Source organism: Sorangiineae bacterium MSr11367 (genome assembly GCA_037157805.1).
In the GTDB taxonomy this organism is placed as follows: Bacteria; Myxococcota_A; Polyangia; order Polyangiales; family Polyangiaceae; genus Pendulispora; species Pendulispora rubella.
The window spans coordinates 724,349-744,647 of sequence record CP089983.1; the positions used below are offsets into that span (position 1 = coordinate 724,349).

Annotated in this window: 19 protein-coding genes; 7 read left to right on the plus strand and 12 right to left on the minus strand. The window is 62.8% G+C overall.

All coding sequences use genetic code 11. The features are described 5' to 3' along the window. Positions 1 to 126: 126 nt before the first annotated feature. From LVJ94_03165 to LVJ94_03180, 4 genes are all read right to left on the minus strand, one after another. Positions 127 to 1,125: a catalase gene (locus LVJ94_03165; GenBank protein ID WXB06246.1), complete on the minus strand. Its 999-nt coding sequence runs from the start codon at positions 1,123 to 1,125 to the stop codon at positions 127 to 129. A 52-nt stretch (positions 1,126 to 1,177) separates the two neighbouring features. Beyond that, complete coding sequence (locus tag LVJ94_03170) at positions 1,178 to 2,359, minus strand: hypothetical protein (GenBank protein WXB06247.1); 1,182 nt, start codon at positions 2,357 to 2,359, stop codon at positions 1,178 to 1,180. 92 nt (positions 2,360 to 2,451) lie between these two features. Continuing rightward, entirely contained in the window at positions 2,452 to 2,976 is a 525-nt protein-coding gene (locus LVJ94_03175; GenBank protein ID WXB06248.1) for a mismatch-specific DNA-glycosylase, read from the minus strand. 40 nt (positions 2,977 to 3,016) lie between these two features. Beyond that, positions 3,017 to 3,409, minus strand: a complete 393-nt coding sequence (locus tag LVJ94_03180) for a GFA family protein (GenBank protein WXB06249.1) — start codon at positions 3,407 to 3,409, stop codon at positions 3,017 to 3,019. A gap of 305 nt (positions 3,410 to 3,714) precedes the next feature. Between LVJ94_03180 and LVJ94_03185 the strand changes: the two genes are divergently transcribed. The 5 genes from LVJ94_03185 (at position 3,715) to LVJ94_03205 (ending at position 10,455) form a co-directional block, all read left to right on the plus strand. Beyond that, positions 3,715 to 3,918 carry a hypothetical protein gene (locus LVJ94_03185; GenBank protein WXB06250.1) on the plus strand — a complete coding sequence of 68 codons (204 nt, stop codon included), beginning with the start codon at positions 3,715 to 3,717 and terminating at the stop codon, positions 3,916 to 3,918. Between the two features lie 255 nt (positions 3,919 to 4,173). Continuing rightward, positions 4,174 to 5,904 carry a hypothetical protein gene (locus LVJ94_03190; GenBank protein ID WXB06251.1) on the plus strand — a complete coding sequence of 577 codons (1,731 nt, stop codon included), beginning with the start codon at positions 4,174 to 4,176 and terminating at the stop codon, positions 5,902 to 5,904. A 196-nt stretch (positions 5,905 to 6,100) separates the two neighbouring features. Next, positions 6,101 to 8,659, plus strand: coding sequence for a GH92 family glycosyl hydrolase (locus tag LVJ94_03195; protein ID WXB06252.1), 2,559 nt, complete (start codon positions 6,101 to 6,103; stop codon positions 8,657 to 8,659). A 34-nt stretch (positions 8,660 to 8,693) separates the two neighbouring features. Continuing rightward, a complete protein-coding gene (gene hchA / locus LVJ94_03200) occupies positions 8,694 to 9,575 on the plus strand; it encodes a protein deglycase HchA (GenBank protein WXB06253.1) in 882 nt (293 codons plus the stop codon). A gap of 229 nt (positions 9,576 to 9,804) precedes the next feature. Next, positions 9,805 to 10,455, plus strand: a complete 651-nt coding sequence (locus LVJ94_03205) for a YceI family protein (GenBank protein ID WXB06254.1) — start codon at positions 9,805 to 9,807, stop codon at positions 10,453 to 10,455. Positions 10,456 to 10,464: 9 nt separating this feature from the next. Here LVJ94_03205 and LVJ94_03210 read toward each other — a convergent pair whose 3' ends face one another. The 4 genes from LVJ94_03210 to LVJ94_03225 all read right to left on the minus strand — a co-directional run bounded on the left by LVJ94_03210 (position 10,465) and on the right by LVJ94_03225 (position 14,193). Beyond that, a complete protein-coding gene (locus LVJ94_03210) occupies positions 10,465 to 10,953 on the minus strand; it encodes a hypothetical protein (GenBank protein ID WXB06255.1) in 489 nt (162 codons plus the stop codon). A gap of 211 nt (positions 10,954 to 11,164) precedes the next feature. Next, a complete protein-coding gene (locus tag LVJ94_03215) occupies positions 11,165 to 11,755 on the minus strand; it encodes a hypothetical protein (protein WXB06256.1) in 591 nt (196 codons plus the stop codon). Continuing rightward, a complete protein-coding gene (locus LVJ94_03220) occupies positions 11,752 to 12,861 on the minus strand; it encodes a hypothetical protein (GenBank protein WXB06257.1) in 1,110 nt (369 codons plus the stop codon). Before LVJ94_03220 ends, LVJ94_03215 begins: the two co-directional genes overlap by 4 nt. A gap of 486 nt (positions 12,862 to 13,347) precedes the next feature. Then, entirely contained in the window at positions 13,348 to 14,193 is an 846-nt protein-coding gene (locus LVJ94_03225; protein ID WXB06258.1) for a hypothetical protein, read from the minus strand. A 117-nt stretch (positions 14,194 to 14,310) separates the two neighbouring features. Here LVJ94_03225 and LVJ94_03230 point away from each other — a divergent pair, with 117 nt between their 5' ends. Continuing rightward, positions 14,311 to 15,255: an alpha/beta hydrolase gene (locus LVJ94_03230; protein ID WXB06259.1), complete on the plus strand. Its 945-nt coding sequence runs from the start codon at positions 14,311 to 14,313 to the stop codon at positions 15,253 to 15,255. On the opposite strand, the gene LVJ94_03235 is transcribed toward LVJ94_03230, so the two are convergent. Continuing rightward, positions 15,236 to 16,051: an AraC family transcriptional regulator gene (locus LVJ94_03235; GenBank protein WXB06260.1), complete on the minus strand. Its 816-nt coding sequence runs from the start codon at positions 16,049 to 16,051 to the stop codon at positions 15,236 to 15,238. The two genes, LVJ94_03230 and LVJ94_03235, sit on opposite strands and share 20 nt — an antisense overlap. Positions 16,052 to 16,325: 274 nt before the next feature. On the opposite strand from LVJ94_03235, the gene LVJ94_03240 reads away from it, so the two are divergent. Further along, positions 16,326 to 17,138 (plus strand): hypothetical protein, encoded by an 813-nt coding sequence (locus tag LVJ94_03240; protein WXB06261.1) that lies wholly within the window; start codon positions 16,326 to 16,328, stop codon positions 17,136 to 17,138. 32 nt (positions 17,139 to 17,170) lie between these two features. On the opposite strand, the gene LVJ94_03245 is transcribed toward LVJ94_03240, so the two are convergent. The 3 genes from LVJ94_03245 to LVJ94_03255 form a co-directional block, all read right to left on the minus strand. Continuing rightward, positions 17,171 to 18,127 (minus strand): hypothetical protein, encoded by a 957-nt coding sequence (locus LVJ94_03245; GenBank protein WXB06262.1) that lies wholly within the window; start codon positions 18,125 to 18,127, stop codon positions 17,171 to 17,173. Between the two features lie 598 nt (positions 18,128 to 18,725). Beyond that, complete coding sequence (locus LVJ94_03250) at positions 18,726 to 19,067, minus strand: antibiotic biosynthesis monooxygenase (protein WXB06263.1); 342 nt, start codon at positions 19,065 to 19,067, stop codon at positions 18,726 to 18,728. Between the two features lie 172 nt (positions 19,068 to 19,239). Next, on the minus strand, positions 19,240 to 20,256 hold the full coding sequence (locus tag LVJ94_03255; GenBank protein WXB06264.1) for a hypothetical protein: 1,017 nt from the start codon (positions 20,254 to 20,256) through the stop codon (positions 19,240 to 19,242). Between the last annotated feature and the right edge of the window lie 43 nt (positions 20,257 to 20,299).

Genomic DNA, 20,299 nt, shown 5'->3' on the forward strand with positions numbered 1-20,299 from the left:
GCTTCCGAAAACCGGTCAACCGCGGGCATGCCCTCTACGCACCGCTGCATATGCAAGCACTGGCCACTGACCTATGCCCGCGTCGACGGACCCCAATGGCATTCGCGAGCGCGACTGCGCCTCTCGCTAGGTGGATCGGCGTTCGGCGGAAACGGAATACGCGTGCGGACGGAACCGGAGCACGGGATCTTCGGACAGCTCCACCCCCGGTGCGACGCGCGTCGGGTCGAAGACGTGGCGTTCCCATTCGTCGTTGCGCGCGGAGCGTCGTTGGACGTGCAAATAGCCGGCGGGTAAAAGAGGACGATGCTCCGGCCACGCGATGGAGGGATCGTTCGTGGGATCGCCCTCCTCGGCCAATTGGAACACCAACGTGAACGACACCGGGCCCGCGTTTAGACGCGCGTCGAGCTCCCCGAGCAGAAAATCGGGGGTCAGCGTGCTGGCGTGCGCGGCCTCGAGCTCGATCTCGCCGAGCTGCGGTACCAGGCGGTAGCGGAACGCGCGCCGGTGGCCTTCGGCATCGACCAGGAAGAAGGCGTGCAGTCCATCGTAGCGGCACGTGGCGAAGCTCGCGGGTGGCTGCCGCGCGATGAACGTCTTCAGCCCGGCGCGGCTCTCGGGGTGGTGCGCGAGCACACCGGCAATCTTTCCGACGGCGGCAATCTTGCTCTTCGCCCGATCCGCGAGGGTCCCATCGGCGGCCGATGCGGCGGCCATTGCCTCGACCAGATCGATGAACCCTTCCGGCGTATTGCTCGGAAATACCCGAAAATTCGCAGCGACGAGATCGGCCACGGCACGCCCGTCGGATAGGAATTTCACGGCCATTCCACGAATGCCCTTGATGCGATCGTCGGCATCGATCTTCGGCGAGCCGTTCGAGAATCGAATCACGGCTTCCGTCTCCGTCGTGAGATGCGTCGCCCGGGTCAGCCCCGCGACATGGCCGGTGGGGACGAACCGTGCGTCGTAGACCGCCCCGCGTGCATGCAGACGGCGATCGTGCGGGCGCGGCCTTCCCGCGGTCTCGATGCGGTCGATGGCTTGCCGCGCGGTCATCCCGTCCACGGTGACGGCATCATCGGGCATGTCGTTGCTCATGAGGCTCCCTTGGTTGTCCACGCCCCGAGCCTATACCAATCGCGTCCACAGGAAGCGGTGTCGCGCGAGGTCGCTAACGACCCGGTCCAATGACGAAGGCCAAGGCGGAAGGGATCCGCCTTCCAAAATGGGTGGCGTTGTGCTCGTTGCCGGGGTCGACGGCCGGGGAGACCAAGGTCATGAGCGTGCGTCCCTCGACGTAGCCTGCATCCGTGTAGGCTTGAAAGAGGTCTCGATTGCTCGCAATCATGAGGTCTTTGAGATCGGTCTCGGGGTAAACCTCGCCGCCGCCAACGTCGGCGTACACTTTCAACGTTTGCCTCGGACCCGTCTTCGCGTCACGAACCATGCGTACGGCAAGGCGATCGTCCCACCACGCCGATCCCGACAGCGAGACGATGCCGCCGAACACGTCCCCGCGTGTCACCCCGGCATAGGCGGACATGAGCCCTCCGAGCGATCCGCCACCGATGAACGTGCTCTCGCGCGCGGGCCGCGTTCGCAGCTCGGCATCGACGAGCGGTTTGAGCTCGTCCACCAGCATCGACAAGAACTTGGGACCGTCGCCGCTCTTCTTCACGCTACCCGTCGGGTCGAAGGCATTGGTGGGCGTGAGTTCCAGATGTCGATCCTCCAGCGGATCCGAAGCGTTGGCCACCACCGGGCTGTCGATGCCCACCACGATCGTCTCCGCGATCGCCCCCGTCTCGGCGGCCGCGTCGAGCGCATCGTCGACGAGCGCGTCGCCCAGCACCACGGGGCCGATGACCCAGTTGCTGAACATGGCTTGACCGTCCATCATGTAGATGACCGGAAACCGCGCGGTGGGGTTCTCCTCGTAGCTCGGAGGTAGGTACACTTCGATGGGGCGCCCCATCCCGTCCGGTCGGGGGTGCACCGTCGATTTGAACTCGGGCCAACGCGTGCTCACGCTCCCGCGTACTTGGAAGAAATGTGGATAGATGTCGACCCTCTCCCCCGCGCGTACTCCGTAGTCGGGACCGCGCGCAGGCACGCCGTCGAGTACGGGTTTGACGCTTAGCGCCGAGGAGGCGCCGTCGAAGGAGAATTCCCAAGTATCGTCACCGAGATAGGTCCCCGTTCGAGGTTCGCGGGCCGACGTGAGGGTCAGCGTCCGAGCGCCAACCGGGTAGTGCACACGAACCGTCGTCGGCGCCTGTTCGTCGGATCCTGACGATGCGCAGCCGAGGAACACGGTGATCGACGCTGCGGATAGGCATCGAAGGATATTCATGATTAGTTCCATGGTTGCACGCTCCGTTCGGCCCATTCATCGCCCTCGTCCGGCGTCGGAATCGCGATTGTGAGACGGTCGGTCGCTCGTGGCTACGATTCGCGAGGAAACGTCTTTGCCAGGTTTTGATACCAAGGTAGTTTCCCTCGCACACCGGGATACGCACGGTTACGACCACTGGGATTCGGCAACACGAATACCGACGCGTTCCCGAACGCCACCTTCTTCAATCCGGGGCCAGGGTCTTCGGCATCTGGAAAAAGGACCGGAAAGAGCGTGAGACCGAGAAGCGCAATCGTGCGGGGCTTCCATCGTTCGACCGTTTTCGCCAGCGCGACGACCCCTTCGCGTCGCTCACCGAGTGTGAGCTCGGCCGCGGTCCGTGTCGCGCGCGACACGAGGCTCGTGAGGCCGATTCCATCCGACAGCAAGCACGAGGCTTCGAAAGGTCGATAGAGCCGGGGCGTGAGCCCTGATTCGAACATGAGCTTCCAAAACCCATTCGTCGGCGTCGCGAAATGATACCCCGATGCCAAGGAGGGCGGAGCGGGATTGATGGCGACGAGAAGGATCCGAAGATCGTGGGCGAGAATGTCGGTCAGCGCGCCGCGAGGCATGGCGACGACCGTAGCGCATCACCTCGAACTTCCCGATCCCCTAATCCTCGGAACGACCCGTGGACTCGCGATCGCGATCGTAGCGTCGCGTGAGCGGAAACTCCGGCAACCAGGCCTCGCGACGGACGACCCAGAGTTCGTAGGTTGGCCTCAGTTGGTCGGGTGCATCCAGGGATCCTAGGTTGACTTCGATTTCGTCGGCGGACCGGCCGAAAACGGGCGAGCCGCAGCGAGGACAGAAGAACCGCCCGGCGTAGTCGCGTGTTTCGCCCTCGATCGTCACCGCATCCTCGGGGAATATCGCGGAAGCATGAAAAAGGGCCCCATGATGCTTGCGGCAATCGAGGCAGTGACAAATGCCGACTCGGTAGGGGAGCCCTGACGCCACGATTCGAACGTCTCCGCACCAACAACCGCCCGTAAATCGTTCCATGTGCGCATCCTCCAAGCTTGAAAGGGGTCAGCGGTTTCGATTCAAGTGTCTTTTGACGGTACGGCGATCGAGACCGGCGCGTCGAGAGACCTCGGCAATGCTTCCGTGGACCGTCAAAAGGGACCGTAAATGACGCGTCAGCGCCTCGTCGGCGTTGGCATCGTCGGGGTGCGGGCGCGATGACCATGCCGAGTCGCCGTGATAGCTGCGCGTGACCAAGACCCGTCGAACACACTGCTCGAGCTCGCGCGCGTTGCCGGGCCAGCCGTAGTCCAGTTTGGATCTCGTTCGTCGTATCGGTGGGCATGACCGGCGTCGGCATCGCGTATCTCCCCGTCGATGCCTGGGTGCGCGGCTTTCTAGGTATGGGGGTCCTGTTCACGGTGGGGTCCTGCTTCTCGCTGGCCAAGACGATCCGCGATGAGCACGAAGACAAGCGTCTCATCAGCCGGATCGACGAGGCGAAGACCACCCGCATCCTCCGCGACTTCGAGAAGGAAGTGACGTAGTCCGTAAGGGCTTCCATGACCGCAATAATCGGGAAGTTGCGTAAAATCCGAAGGGCGCCGCCGTTTATTTCGTTTGCACCAGCGATGTGATTTTTGGGTCACACCGCGACGCAAAATCGCGTATTTCGCCTGGGATCGCGCCTCCGATGCGAAGGCGCACGCATTGCTATGTGCCGAACACGATTCGCATGACTCCTCGGGGCCGGCGCTCGTCAAGCGCCATCACGTCTCGACCTTGCCTTTACGACCGAACCCATGAAATTACGTACGCTACGAACTTCGAGCTTCTTCTTCCTTGGCGCCGCAGCGCTCGCGGCCATGATCTCTGCATGCAGTGACGAGAGCGGCACGCCCTCGCCCTTTCCGCCTCCCGATGGCGGCGACAGGACGAATGACGGCGGACAGACCACCGACGGTGGCGACCAAACGACGGACGGCGGTACCCCGGGCGACGGCGGTATTCCGGGTTCCCGCGGTCTTGCCTACTGCACGGAGCTCACCGTGAACGCAGACGGGGCGGCGGTTATCTCGAAGGGCGCCGGCGGGGCCATCACGGACCATCTGAGCAAGGGCGATCTCGTCATTCGCACATTTACCCGAGAGCCGTTTTTCGACAAATACGAAGTCGACTACCTCGACGCGGCGGGCACGATTCGGAGCGGCGAAATCTCGAAGGATGATGTGATCGATGGATGTCCGAGTGCCACGAGCACGGCGTATTATGTCACCGGCGCGACGGCGTTCGTGAGCGATCTCACGGGCCATCCCGCCACCACGTGCGAACTCGCACCGACGCAAGTGCTTCGCCACAGCGAGTACACCCTCGACACCCGGGTCTCGCGCACACACGCGAAGTTGACCTTGAGCGAGGCCCTTCCGCATTGCGCGATCAAGAGCGGATTCGTCCCCGTGGACCGCCTCGCATTCGTCGTCTCGTACGAGAGCGATACACCCGCGCTGCCCATTCTCAGGCCGACGCGCAAGCCTCAGCCTCACCCCGAGGCCGACGCAGGTCCCGATGGTGGCGACGGTGGCCTCCCCGACGCCGGTCCCGACGGCGGCGACGGCGGGCTGCCCGATGCGGGGCCCGACGGCGGACCCCGGAATCGATGCGGCATGCGAGGTGACTATCTCACACTCGACGGGAACAACGCGTTCTACCTCTCCGACGAGAACGCGCGCTTCAACGGACTGAAAAAGCTTTCCGACTCCGGCGCATGCACCGGCTACACACGTCTCGGCGCCAACAGCGCGTACGTGACCGTCGACGGCCAGAACTCCTTCTACGTGAGCTCCGATAGCGAACGTCTCGAGCTCTTCCTCCGTCTCGTCGAGGCGGGGGTGGCGAAGAGCGCCGATCGCTGCGGTGCGAACAGCGCGTATGTGACATTCGATCGCCAAAATACGTTCTACGTGAACGCCGACGTCGACCGCGCAAACAAGCTCATCGAGGCCACGCGCGCCGGTGTCTGCACCGCCTCGCGGCGCCTTGGGGCGAACAGCGCCTACGTGACGATCGACAATCAAAATTCGTTCTACGTGAGCGCGGACAGTGAGCGGCTCGCTCTCCTGGTCCGCCTCGTCGAGGCGGGCGTGGCGAATCCCGCCGACCGCTGCGGCGCGAACAGCGCCTACGTGACGATCGACCGCCAAAATTCGTTCTACGTGAGCGCGGACATCGACCGCGCGAACAAGCTTGTCGAGCTGACACGTGGGAATGCGTGCGCGACCACGCACAGGCTCGGCGCGAACGGAACCTACATCACCATCGATGGTCGAAACGCCTTCTACTTCTCCGACGAGGCCACGCGAGCGGAGCAACTTCTTCGCCTGATCGCGGCCGGCACCGCGCGAACCGGCCATCGTTGCGCCGTTTCGGGCACGAGCATCACCAAGGATGGTGTGCCGCTCGCATCCATCTCCGACGAAGCGCAGCGGGTGACCCGCTTCATCGAGATCGAACAATCGGGCATCTGCGCGCCCTGACCTCCGCCATCGAGCGACCGCTCGGCGGCCACCTCGTTGCTTTGCAGCTTTGCACGGGAGGTGGCCGCGGCGGGCCCAACGCTAAATACCGCAACGCGTTGATGTATCGGGATATGGGGCGCAAGGTGAGATAAAGGCGCGTCGGTAAGTTGGTATTGTCGCTCATACGCGCGGAAGTCGCCCTAGTATCGCCGGCATGAAGGTCTTGCGAAACGGCGCGCCGGCCGCTCTTTTGGCGTTCTCCACGTCTCTCGGCACCAGTTTCTTCGCCTGTTCGGATTCGTCCGATTCGCCGTCGGGCAACCCTCCGGACGGAAGTTCGTATGACGCGGGGCCGGACGGCACTTCTCCGACCGCGGACGGCGGCGAGGGCGGAGCAGCCGTGGACGGCGGCGATGCGGGGCCGCTCGAGCACTACGAACGACTCGTCAACACGTTCATCGGCACCAAGGACGATGGCAATACCTTCCCCGGAGCGTCGGCGCCCTTTGGCATGACGCAGGTGAGTCCCATCGGCGCGCACTATGCGGGCTATCTTTACAACAACACCGCGATCAAGGGCTTTGGGCACTTCTTCATATCCGGTGCGGGCTGCTGGGAGCAAGGTGGCCAAGTTTCCGTGCTTCCCACGGTGGGAACCATTGGGCCCAACGGAAGTGACTTCGACGTCTCCTCCCCGACCACGTTCGACCACTCCAAGTATGGCGCGGAGTATACCCACGACGGAGAGGTGGGGCAGGCCGGGTACTTCAAGATTCGCTTGACCAAATATGGCGGTATCGATGCAGAGAATACCGCCCTCACGCACGCCACGGCCGAGCGTTATACCTTTGGCAGCGGTGCCCAAGGTAACGTGTTCGTCAACGTGGGCCAGGCCACCGACAAGCACAACGTGATGGCCAGCTCCATCACCGTGGTCGACGACCACACGCTCGAGGGCTACGTCGACACCCAGAGCTTCTGCGGTGGTAAGCGCTACAAGACGTATTTTCAAATCAAAGCGAACCGGCCATTCAAGGCTCAGGGCACCTGGAGCCCTGCTGGAGGCGATGCCAATTCCAAGCACAGCGAAGGTGACCAAGGGCTTCGCGGGGCATGGATCACCTTCGATACCGCCATTGACAAGGCGGTGACGTTGACCACGGCCATTTCCCACGTCGATGTCGAGGGCGCGCGCAAGAACCTGAATGCCGAAGGCATGAGCGGCGGCTATCTCAAGAGCTTCGATGCCGTGCGGCAAGAGAGCCAAGCGGCGTGGCAAACGGAGCTCGCCCGCGTGAAAGTCGATGGCGGCAGCACCGATCAACGAACGGTGTTCTACACGGCCCTTTACCATGCCCTTCTCCAGCCCCTCACGGGCAATGACGTGGACGGACGGTATTTGGGCTGGGACAACGCGATCCACACCGCGAGCGGCTTTACGTATTACGAGTTCTTCTCGCTGTGGGACACCTTTCGCTCGCAAAACCAGTTCCTCGCACTCCTGTTGCCCTCTCGGGCGCGTGACATCGGCAAGTCCATCCTCGCCATCCACGACCAGGGCGGATGGCTCCCGCGCTGGGCCTATGCCAACTTCGAGACGAACTGCATGACCGGCGATCCGGTCACCGCGTTCATGGCCGATCTTTGGCGTTACGGGGTTCTGCAAGGCGAGGAGGAGCACGCGTACCAAGCCATGCTTCAAAATGCGGAGCAACTTCCGCCGGCCGAGTCGCGCTCTCAAGGTCGTGCGGGCAATACGACGTACATCCCCAAGGGATTTGCGTTTTACGACAAGAATTTCGTCAAGAAGGGGCAGGACGCCGATCCCCAGCACGGTGGTTCGGCAACGCTGGAGTACGCGGTCTCGGATTGCGCACTCTCGGCCATGGCCAGCGAGTTGAACCATGCCGACGATGCGGCCCGGCTCCAAAAGCGCGGACAGAATTGGACGGCCGTGTGGGACGACGCCGTCGAGGACAACGATCACGGGGGCGCGTTCAAAGGCTTCCCGCGCCCGCGCACGCAGGACGGCAACTTTTACACGCCGCCCGACAAGCCGTACACCCCTACGTCCGAGGACGGCTTCCACGAAGGGACGGCGTGGCAATACCAATGGCTCGTTCCCCAGGACGCCAATGGCCTCGCCGCGAAGATGGGCGGGCGGGAGCAGGCCACGAAACGGCTCGACATCTTCTTTGCCTACGACGATTTGCTCGCCAATCCAGCCAAGGCGGCGCGTGAGAAATGGGTCGTGGGGCCCTACGCGTATTACAACCAGTACCGATACAATCCGAACAACGAGCCCGATCTGCACAGCGCCTTCATGTATGCGGTGCTCGGACGCCCCGACAAGACGGCCGTGGTGCTCGATGCCGCGCAAACGCTGTTTACCAATGCGCCGAATGGCGTGACCGGCAACGACGATCTCGGGACCATGTCCGCGTGGTACCTGTTCGACGTGATGGGGCTCTATCCCTTCATGCCGGGTTCGGGGAACTTCCTAGTGCATCCGCCCCGTTTCGCGCGGGTGGACGTCCAGTTGGAGAACGGCCGACACCTCGTGCTGAATGCACCTGGCGCGGGGTTCGACAAGGTGCGCTTCATCGACGAGGTTCGCGTGGGCGGAGAGTTGCTCGACGAGGTCTACGTGCCCGTTTCGAAGCTCCAATCGGGTCAAGTCATCGACTACACCCTGACCGATGAAGTCGATGCGGACGGGTGGGGGACCTCGCCAGAGGCGGCCCCGCCGTCCATGTGCCCGGTGACGAAGTAAGGGATTCGGAAAAGTCCATCGAAAGAGGAAAGCCATGAGCCACGAACCTGCAGAACTGAGCAAGTCTCCGACGCCGGATGCGGCCGAGCACAATGCGTTTTTCCCTTCGCCGTATTCCTTGAGCCAATACACGGCTTCGAAGACCGACTTCGATGGCACGCAATACCCGAACCCGTATTCCGGGGGGAAGTGGAAGGTATTGATGATCGCCACCGACGAGCGTTACATCCTGATGCAGAACGGGACGATGTTTTCGACGGGAAACCATCCCGTCGAGCTCCTCCTGCCCGTCTATCACATGGACAAGGCGGGCTTCGAGGTGGACGTGGCGACGCTGTCTGGCAATCCGGCCAAGTTGGAAATGTGGGCCATGCCGGGCGAAGACGCAGCCGTGCGGAGTGCATATCAGAAGTACCTGCCCAAGCTGAAGGCGCCGAAGAAGCTTTCGGATGTCCTGGCCGGCAGCCTTGGCGACGACAGCCCCTACATCGCCGTGTTCATCCCTGGTGGCCACGGCGTACTCGCGGGTATTCCGCACAGCACGGAGGTCAAACGCGTTTTGCAGTGGGCGCTGGCCAAGGGCAAGCATATCATCACGCTCTGCCACGGGCCGGCGTGCCTGTTGGCTGCTGCCGTGGGTGAAGGCAAGGAAGACTATCTTTTCAAGGGGTACCAGATCTGCTCGTTCCCGGACGCGGTGGACACGGGGCCCAACATCGCGATCGGTTACATGCCTGGCCAGCTGCCCTGGCTCGTGGGCGAACGCCTGGCTGCACTTGGGGTGGAAATCCTGAATCGCGGGATTACCGGTCAGTGCCATCAGGATAGAAAGCTGATCACCGGTGACAGTCCGCTCGCGTCCAACAATGTCGGCAAGCTCGCCGCCAAGGCCTTGTTGAACGAAGTAGGTCGTTGACTCGGGGCGGGGGCGTCCGTTTGCACGGACGCCCCTCGGGCCGATGTCGGTTCCTCGGCACTCGCTGCGGGTGCCAGTGAGCAATGAATACCGCGAGATCTTCGTTGGCGGGCTCTTATTCCTGACTCGTGCGCAAGTGTCTTTTACGGATTCAGTGCGTGCAAGCAAAAGTGACGGCCCTTACTACTCCAGCAGGTCCAACGACGTTCCTGTGAAGGAGATAGTTTCAATGAAATTTCGATATGCCGCGGCAGCACTCGTCTCGGTCGCGCTCTCGGCGGGGTGCGACAACGACCCGGGCAAGGACAAGGCGAAGGCGCACGTATCGGCTCCCGCCGTGGTGCAATCGGTGAGCGCCGATGCGTCGACGAAGCTCGGATTCTCCAGTGCCAATGGGTCGAAGTTCGATTTCGTCGGAGCCAAGGTCACGGGCAAACAAGAGGGCTCCTTCGGCAAGTTCTCGGGCACCGTCGCGTTGGTCGATGGCAATCCCGAGAAGAGCAAGGTGGACGCGGAGGTGGAGGTCGAGTCGCTCTCCACGGACGCGGAGAAGCTCACGGAGCATTTGAAGACGCCGGACTTCTTCGATGTGGCGAAGTTTCCCACGGCGCATTTTGCCTCCACGGCCATCCGCGCCGGCGGCGAGAAGGGCGCCACGCACACCATCACGGGCAACCTCGAGCTCCATGGCGTGACCAAGTCGATCTCGTTTCCGGCCAGGATCAAGGTGAGCGACGACCAGCTCGACGCCGACGCGGAGTTTACGATCAACCGCAACGACTTCGGCATCGTCTATCCGGGCAAGCAGGACGATTTGATCAAGGACGAAGTCCTCATCAAGTTGACGATTCGGGCGAAGACGGTATTTCGACGAGGATGAAGCCTCTCGTCATGAGCGTGGGCGCCGCCGGCGCACGAGGAGCGCGCCCACGCCCAAGGCCATCACGACGATGCCCGAGAGCGCGCTGCCCGGTGGCTCGACGTTGCATCCTCCGCCGCTGTCTTTCTTCGCGGGCGGTGGCGGCAGGCGTGGGTCGCTCATGGCCGCCAGCGCGTCGATCTTTCCGCGGCCCCAGGTCGTGCTGGGCAGATTCGTCACCGACGCGGAATTGGCAATGCCCGCGATGGCGTCGCTCGCCATGCGCGCCGTCAGGACATGCCCGGCCACCGTTCCGACCGTGCCGCCCGCTGCTTCGATGTCGGCGCGCGTGATCTCCGGGGCCTTGGACTCCACGAAAATGGACATCGTGTTCGACGTCGCCGCCGCGCTCGCCGAAAGCGTACGCGCGCGCAAGCCGGCATCGAGCTTGGACCACCCCGCCACGGTCAGCCCGGCTCGTGAAACGGCAGGGTCGACCTCGCCTGTCGCAGCGGTCATCTCACTTGCAACCGAGGAGTCGGAACACGCTGCCGCGCAAGCCGCCGCGGCTCCTCCTAGCAGACACAGATAGATAAGCTTCTTCATCCAGAATTGGACGCGCGCACGCTCGTCCCTGTCGCTCACAAAATCACTCCTTGGGGCAACTCCACGTGCCGGCCCAAGTTCGTTGCGAGCCCGCGCTCCCCCGCACGCGCCCTCCGCGTGGGATTTACTCGTCGCTCAACATTGGCAGATTGCGGCACTTGTCCGCGCACGTCGCGTTCATCAGCTTTCGCACCTCGCTGTACCCGGCACGTGCGCGCGGATTGGTTCGCCAAGTCGGATACGAGAGCGCGACGAAGCAATCGAATTCGTGGACCGAGATCGACATGCCACCGCCCTTCGAGAGTGCCGTGCTCTCGCTCTTGGCAAGGGAGCAAAACCTGCTTTTGCGCAGCGTCTCCTCGAGCTTCCGAATCGTCGAGGCCTCCGCCTTGCCTCGCCATCGTATGGGAGGATTGCCGCTTCCCGTGCGCGAGAAAAAAATGCTTCCATCGTTTTCGACATCGAAGATCGACGTCTCACCCATCATTTGCGCATGAAGGACGATCCAAGGCGACTTCATCATCGTTCGGTCGAAATCTTCTTCCGGCTTGTCGACATTCGGATTCGCCTGCGCCGCATCGGAGCTCGCGTCGTCAAGTGACGCGTCGATGGGCGCGACGGCAATGGAGGCCTCTGAACGGGTTGGCGACTCACGGCAACCTGCCACTTGCAGAACTGCGATTCCGGCGATGAGAACGGTCTTTCGTGTCTTCATGGCGGGCTACAATTGCAATGGCCCCAATATACGAGGCCGGTGGTCTTGAAATCGAACTTATGCGGCTTACCCGGCGGCGTGGCATTCGTGACCAATTCGATACGGGGCCAGAAATACGAATGGTGTGCCTCGATCTTCGGATGGGTGATCGTGTTGGGCGCCACGAGATCCAACGTGATCTCCGTTTGATGCGCCCCGAGCGGCAGAATATCCAGTGTTTGCTTTCCGGGAATGATCGTTGCGACCGCATCGGTTCCAGGAGCTTTCGTGTCCGCGAAGAGCTGGTCGATGGTTGGCTTGAACCCATGCGTCGGACGAATGTGGATCCATGTCACGATGACCTTGACGATCACCTCTCCCGGCGGAGGGTCATGAATCTTCATGCGGTACGTCCGGCCAGCACCGTAGGCAGCGATTTGCGAGCTCTGGAGGTTGGCGCTCGTGATCTGATTGAAGGTCTTGCCGTCGAGCGAGCTTTTGAGTGTCAGCTTGAATTTCAACAGCGGTTCGACGATATTCTCGACTCTCGAAACACTGGATAGAAACCCTCGGTAATTGGATACCGTGTCCGTTGTGCTTACGTCCGCGAGCTCCGCGAAGTTCCGCCACTGATCGAGCCGGTCGCCAAGCGCATCTTTGTGAACGACGGCAGCCCAGTGTTGTCCTGAGTTTGCGTTCTTCCACGCCTCGAGAAAGGTCTCTTTGTTGTCGAGGTTCGCGAAAAACTTCTCGGCGATGAAGGCCGCGCCGGTAGGGAACGGTGAAGCCTCTTCATAGCCCAGGATACCGCGGACGTGGGGGTTGCTGTTGGCGAGAACGCGCGCCCATAGCGGCCATGTTGCGCTGTTGAGCGTCGAGCACTGCGCGAGAATGATCCACTTCGGCCCCGCGAAGCCCTCGTTTCGATGGGCCAGTTCACCCACCGCATAATATTTGCTCGGATCGTAGCGACGCCGAGCCAACGCCGGTTTCGCATCAGGCCATTCTTCGATCAGGAAGCCTCCGGCGAAACCTCCAAGCCAGCCGTGAGAGCTGACATAGAGGAGGTCCGCCGCAAAGACCTGGGCACCGGGCGTCGGAGCTCCGTGCCGCAACTGCGCCAGCATTTGGGTGCCGGTCCCACCGCCCCAGACTAGTTCGACTTGCGGGCGCAAGAAGAGTTCTCGGATGTACCGCGCGCTCTCTTCTGCGGCCGTATGACGGCCTTCCGTGATTCCGATAATGCCACCCCAGTCTCGATGGCCTACGGGGTCCGCTTGACCCGTTTTGGGATCCTTTCCTGGATATTCCGTCCAAAAAAGATCGTCTCCATGTGAGTCCCGGCCTCCGGGACTCACGATGGCGATCCCTTTCTTCTTCTTCTTGGTGTAGACGCAGATGGGCAAATAGGGATGGCGCGGGTCCTCGAGCCGCGGGTTCGGATCGCCGTCCGTTGCTTTGGCGAGGAAGTCGCTGAAGAGATTTCGCCAGCCGCGGTGACTCTCGAGCGCTGCGCAAAACGCCTCGCTGTCGACCGCGGGGGAGCCATCGATGGCCGCGTAATAGAGAGGCGGTGGTGCCACCGCCGTGATGCCATTCGGTCCCGCCATCGTTTATCCTTGAATTCCCGAGTTCAGTTGCCCCGTGACGACTGCGTTGATCGCATTTTTGGTCTTTTGGTCCAGCGTTCCCGTAATGATGAGCTCCTTGTGGGCGGCCTGGAAGCCGATGATGGCGCGGTGATCGTCTTTTCGATCGAAGCCCATGTTCCGGAGATGGGCGATGTAATCGGCGTCCGTTGTTGTCTCGGGGAGGACGATGACTTCGCGCTCGATTTCATGGTCCAAATCAGGGGGCGCATATTTGACATGAATCGTTTGTTCCCGCTTCGGCAGGCGCTGCTCGATCAATCCCGTTCCATCGGTCGTACCGGTGACCACTTGACCATTTGCGAGTACGAGCCGATAATCCAGTGTGCTGCACCGTCCATATCGGCCATCGTGCAGCCGCAGTTTGTACAGGAAGGTCTCCTCTTCGTCCTTTTTCGCTTCGTCGCGACGGTCTTCCGGTTTCTCTTCCTTCTCCGGAAACGGCCATGGCACCTCGTGCCGCTCGAAACGGAGGACCCCCGCCTCCATCGCCGCATAGAGCACGCGGCTGAGTTCCGTCGTGAAACCGCGAAGCCGGCGACGACGGTCCCGTGTGGGCTGCGGTAGCTCAGCAGCGAGTCGGGCGCCGGTCAAGGTATCGTAAATCGCCAAAAGATCTGCCGCGACATCATCCTCGCGAGCGCCGGATTCATTGAACGCTTGCGGAATGAGATGAAAAAGCGGCTCGCGCGGCATGTCCCAGCGCGAGATTTTGCGCTCGTTCGCACGGCCCTCGAGCGGCGCGACCCAGAATCGCCATTCCTGCAGGAATGCATCGGTGATCAGCCACTGGTCGAGTCCCCACTGCACGTGACCGAAGTTAGCGGGCTCGGACGGGTACGAGCAAGCGCCCAGCGCAAAATCCGCCGATCGCAGCGCGATCCGCGCCCTACTCGACTTGGAAGCGCGGAACTAACTTTGTCCGAAATGAAAATAGGAACTACGTGGTTCATCGCGCTTTCCATGGCGCTTGGCTGCGGGGCGTCCGCATCTCCCTTGCCGGAAAAAAGCCCGGACCTCGGGATTGCCGAGGCGACCGTCCGGGTCGGCGCCCAGGAGGTCCATTATCTCCATGCCGGGGCCGACGCTACGACCGTCGTGCTCATTCACGGTTGGCCCGAGAGCTCGCGTGAATGGCGCTACCTCATTCCTCGTCTCGCCCGGCGCTACCGCGTCATCGCGCCCGACCTCCGAGGGATCGGTGGGACGTCGGAGCCCTCTCCCGAGTATGCCAAAGCGGCACTTGCTCGCGACATCCACGAGCTCGTCGTGACGCTCGGCTCTCGACGTGTCTTCCTCATCGGTCATGACATCGGCGGCATCGTTGCCTATGCCTACGGACGCCTCTATCCCGCCGAGGTGAAAGGGGTGGCCATTCTCGATATTCCCATCCCTGGCACGAAGCCATGGGACGATGTGAGCGCGTCGCCCCATGCGTGGCACTACGGATTTCACCAGCAAAAGCCGCTCGCGGAGAAACTCATCGCGGGCCGACAATTCATGTACTTTCGGTCATTCATCGACGCGCACGCCGTCCACCCCGAGGCGATAACCGATCAGGACGTCGAGGCGTATGCGGCGGCATACGGCAGCCCGGCGAGCCTGACGGCAGGGTTCGAGCTGTATCGCGCGTTCGGCGCCGATATCGTGTTTGGCAGCACACACCGAGAGCCCATCGATCTTCCCATTCTGCTCGCCGGCGCGGATCACAGTGTTTCGAGCCTCGAGCCCGCACAGGCGGAGGCCTTGCGACAGCTTGGTGTACGCAACGTGCAAGTTGCAACCATTCCCGATTCTGGACACTATGTCGCTGAGGAAAACCCCGAGGCCACGGCCGACGTGATCGAGACGTTCATCCGCGATACCCCGTGAGACCGCGCTGTTGCGCGCGCCATGCGGCAGGCGTGGCACCGTGGGCGCGGCGAAAGAGCCGGATGAAGTGCGTCGCGTCGGCGTAGCCCACCCGCTCGGCGATGACGTCCACCATTTCGTCCGTGTGGATCAACCGGCTGCGCGCTTCCGCGAGCCGTGCGGCCATGATCCATTCCACGACGGTCTTTCCCGTCGTGCGTTTCAACGTCGTCGTCGTGTACGACGGCGATCGCCGTACGGCTGCCGCGACGTCGGTCAGCGAGATCGGGCGCAGGTAGTTGGCTTCGATGAACGAGAGCGCCTCGCTCGTCAAGGTTGGCTCCGAAGGCAATCCCGAAGTCACGCTCGCCGCCCGCGCGACCTCGGTGAGGATGAGCGCGAGAAGACTCTTCTGCGCGATGCGCCTGTGGCGGGCTCCATTCGCCGCATGGGTCGTCTCGCGGTGGAGCTCCGCGCAGAGCCGTTCGAGATGCACGCGCCGGTGATCGGGTATTCGTACGATGGGTGGCGACCCCTGGCGCGCTCGCTCGAAGGGCTCGAGCAACGACCCCATTTCGCGTTCGTCGAAGTCGGCCACATGGAATCCAATGCCCCATTGACTCCGATGGTTGGCGCTCAAGGTCCGGTGGGTTTCGCCGGCCGGCATGACCAAGATATCTCCCGCTCGAACGGCCAGCGTCTGGCGCTGCTGAATGACCGCTTCGCCACGGACATAAAAGGCGAGCGATGCGTGATCGTGCACGCGGAGAGGCGACCGGGCGGTGCAGCCCTCCTCCACACAGGGCGCGATTCGCACGGGGCCAGCGAAGCAACGGTGGTGCGAGTGAATGGGTTCCACGTGCGATCTGTTCTTACACGCGTGGCTTGCACGGGCCACGATGCTCTGCTAGGACATGGGCCGTGATGTCGCGCGTGTCCTTCTATTTTAGCTATTGGGGCTTCGTCTAGAAGCGAGCGGCCAGTAGCGTACCAACGATCTCAGGCCGTCTCGATTCGAGGCGGCCTTCGTTGTTTTTGACGACCCGACCGCCCACGAATCCGAGACCGGCCAACCCAAGGAGCCAGGTCTCATGAGTCCAAATTCGTGCCGAACCAACGGCGGCATATCCGTTCACCTCGACGTCGAGGTGCTTCCTTCTCCAAGCGACATGGCGTCGCTGGCCGCGCAGCTCGATCGGCGGCGTGGTGCGGTGCTGTGCGCGGGTCTTGCTTCGCGTCCGGACATTGGATTCGTTGACCCTCCGCTGGCGGTGACCGTGCGCGGCTCGCACATCGTCGTCGAAGCGCTGAATGCCCGCGGTGGCGTTTTGATCCCGTCGATCGCCGTCATGCTCTACGAGCTCGACGTCTTCGCCGAACTGCGGGCCGCCGGCCGACGCATCGCGGGCCGACTGAACCCCGCGAATACGACGTCGCAGGTGATTGACGCGCTCACCAACTTACTGTGCCCGACCGCCGACCCGAACCTGCGGCTCTACAGCGCCTTCGGCTGCGACGGTGGGGCGGAGACGCGGGACGCGGTCCTCTATCTGCCGGACGAGATTCTCGTCGCGGACCACGCAACGGCGACCGCGCGCATCTTGCGCTACGACTTCGTTGCGGCGGGGCGTTCGACGCGCGGCCTTCCTCGAACCACCGCGCCGGCACCCTACGTGTCGTCACACACGGCGCCGAGCAAGGAGCCTCCGAGCGAAATCTTCCGCCAGCTGCGCATGGCAAACCCCGCGGCCTACGGCGCCTTGATGAACCTCGGCCGGGGGGAATTCCTCATGGCGGCCACCCGCGAGACCGCCTCCGGGCCAATGCTTCGGTTGGTGCGCATGAAAAACGGCATTGCCGAGGTTCGCTTCGACAATGCCGCCATTATGAATCCCGCGGCCTGAGGTTCGATCCTCCTCGCCGCGCTATCCCCGATTTACCGTGAAGCGGGGACGAGGGCCTTGAACCAGCACGTGGGAACGTCCTTGCCGTTGTAGCCCGGCACGCCCGTGCTGGACGGCAAGCAGCGATACTTTGCGGCCTCTTTCTCCGAGTCCACGTTGTTCTTCGGGGTGGCGCTGTTGACGCCCGGGATCACCGAAGGATCGCCCTGCACCGTGCAGAGCGCTCCGGTGATGTACGTGTCCAATCGACATTGCGCGCCCGGATAGCTGCCGGAATTCGTCGTGCTCACGACCGTCGTGTCGGGCGTCGAAATATCGACGGACGTGCTGGAGAGCGTGGCCAAGAGCGCGCCGAGGGAGATTCCGCCCGACCCCACGCGATAACACAGGTTCTGCTCTTCGGCCGTCGCCCACTGGGCGTCGCACATATCGCGAAGAATCTGGGGGGCGGAGGTGCGGAATGCCGCATTGCCTGCCGCATCGTCCTGCCAGATTTTTCGCGCGCAGACCTGCGTGGCGAACCAATCCGACTGCCCCTCGGCGGCCGCCCAGTCGTTGCGCTTGAAGACGTATCCCCCAAGGTGATGCCCGAGTTCATGACACAGAACGAGGGCAAACCCTTCGGGCGTCACCTCGGGCCGGCGCGCCAGACCGCCGTACATGTTGACGACCCAGGTGTTGCCGTTGCGCGATGCGTTGGCGTTGACCGTGCTGTTGTCCCAGAGCGCGTTGATCTGCAGGGTACCGCCGTGACCGGTGACGACGGGCGCGAAAAAGGAATTCGTATGGGCAATGACCCCGTCGAACTGCTCTTTGGTGAGACCACCCGCATTGAAAAGACCGTCCTGCAGGTGCAGATCGTTCGGCGGAACGAAGACGTCCAACTGAACGGGGCCACCCGTCGCCGACGTGCTCGATAGGCCAATTGCGAACACGGCGCCGACACCTGCGACGCTCCGAAGCGCGGTGCGATAAAGTCCCTTGTTCATGCTTTCACTTCCTGTTGAAGAGCCAACGATCGCGGACACAATGGGGCCCCGTCAGGGACTCAATCCCCGTTGGAACATCCCGAGCTTTCGCCTCCGCAAATGGAAACCCGCGGACGCCGTCAACAGCGCGTCAGCCGCAAGTCCACTCCTCCGGTGCGCCTCGATAGGTAGCTAGCATGCTCGGTAAGTGATGAGGTAATCATTTCACCAACTCGCTAAACTTCATAGGCAACGCTATCCGACATAGGCGCGCCAGTCTCGGCGCGAATGGGCCCTGCATCGGTATGAGTATTCGTCATCGCTCCGAGGGGGAGGGCTTTGCCCGTACGACCGATTGTGTCAATCGAGGTCTACACGGAACTTCGACGAGCGCCGCGTGTCGAAATCACATGTTCCGACGCTCGGAGTCATGCTTTCCACGCGGGCGCGCGCACACGGCGCCTGGCGCGAAAGTCCCAGCGTTCGAGGCCGGGCCGACCGACCGCTGGTATCGTGCACGCCGACGCACATGCCCAGTTTACGGAAAGTGATAATTGGCTATGGCGACCCAATGAGGGTCGCCCGTCGCGCGCTCGTCCGAAGCGCTGCACTCATTCGCTCACGGCTTCAATGGCGCATGGACCGAAATGCCCTCACGGCCGGAAACCCAATTGCGCACGTACTCGTTGAGTTCTCCGTAGAAGGCCGCCGACACCAGATCGGCCACTGCAAAGAATTCGCGCAGAAGTGATTCCACATGGTGGTTGTGCGCTTCGGCGGCGTCGGCGTCGACGTACTCCTCGATGATCGAATAATGACCAGGCGTCGGCGTGACGAACCACTGGTAGCGCAACGTTCCCGGCTCGGTCGCGGCGGCGGAGGCCAGTGCCCGAGCTACCCGCAGAAACTCTGTTTCGCTGTCGCCCCGTACTTTGAACTCGATTTGCACCAGAAGACTCATCCCATTCTCCTACTCAGGTGGCGCCTCGAAGATCGTATGTCGACGCCACAGTTTTGCCGTGTATAGGGCTGCCGCTCGAAAAGGGATAGGTCGATGGCGCGAAGGGGATGCGCGCGCCAGCACGGCGCTTCGAGCCGCCCGGTCCCATCACCGGGCGGATCGAGGTCGCGCGCTACTCGAACGCCGGCAGCGGGATGCGCTTGATGATGAAGGGTAGATCAGGCCGCTCGCCCTCGCCCAACTCGAATCCTTGGCTGACGGCGACCCAGGCGCTGCCGCGGTAAACGGCGGCGGTCGCGGGTTGGGCGAGTCCGCTCGCGATGATGCGGCTGACCCCCCGACGGCCATGGTCGGTGAGCCGGACGAGGGTCACCGTGCCGGCGGAGAAGGAGGGAATGACCAGCGTGTCGTCGTCGACGAACTCGATGCCATCGGGGGCCACCACCGGCGGTTCGATCTCCAGGACCGTGGCCTCGCCGGGGCGTCCGTCCCCGCGAAGAGGCACGGCGATGATGGTGTTTTTGAACATGTTGCCGACGAGAAGCCGATTGCGGCTCTTGTCGAGGACGATGCCGTTCGCGGTGACGCGCCCGGGATCGCCCCCGAAGAGCGGGCCCGATGCCCACGTCACCACCTGATGCCCGCCCGCGGGCAACGTGACCACCGTCTGCGCGAGGGAGTCGGTCGCGTAGAGGTTGCCACGGCGGTCGAGGGTCAGATCGTTGCAAAATCCGTCGACGCCGGGCAGCGCATACGACTGCTCGAGCGCGCCCGTACTCAGATTGTAGCCATGGAGGTAGGTGCTCTGCGCGGGAAGCAAGCCGTCGTCGACGGTACATGCCCAGAGCGTGTGCTTGCGTGCATCGACGACGAGCCCATAGACGCCAAAGTTGTTGCGCGGCGACACGAAGGGCTCCGCCACGGAGGCGCCCGGGCGAACGCGAACGATAGCGCCCGTCCCCATGCTCCCCGCGTAAAACGTGCCATCCGGCGTCACGGTGACACCCTCGGGGTAAACCCGAGGCCCGGGCAATACGATCTGGGTGCGCGGATCCTCGCAGCCTCGGGCCCCTTCGAGCGGCTCGGCACGCGTTTGCACGGTATCGTCCGACTCGGTTTCGGCGACGCCCTGGCAGGCAAGGGGAAACGAAAGGGCGGCAAGGAACAGGATTCGAAATGGAAAGCGCATGGGGAAAGACCTCCTCTTGGAGCCCTGACACCGCCCACGGCGC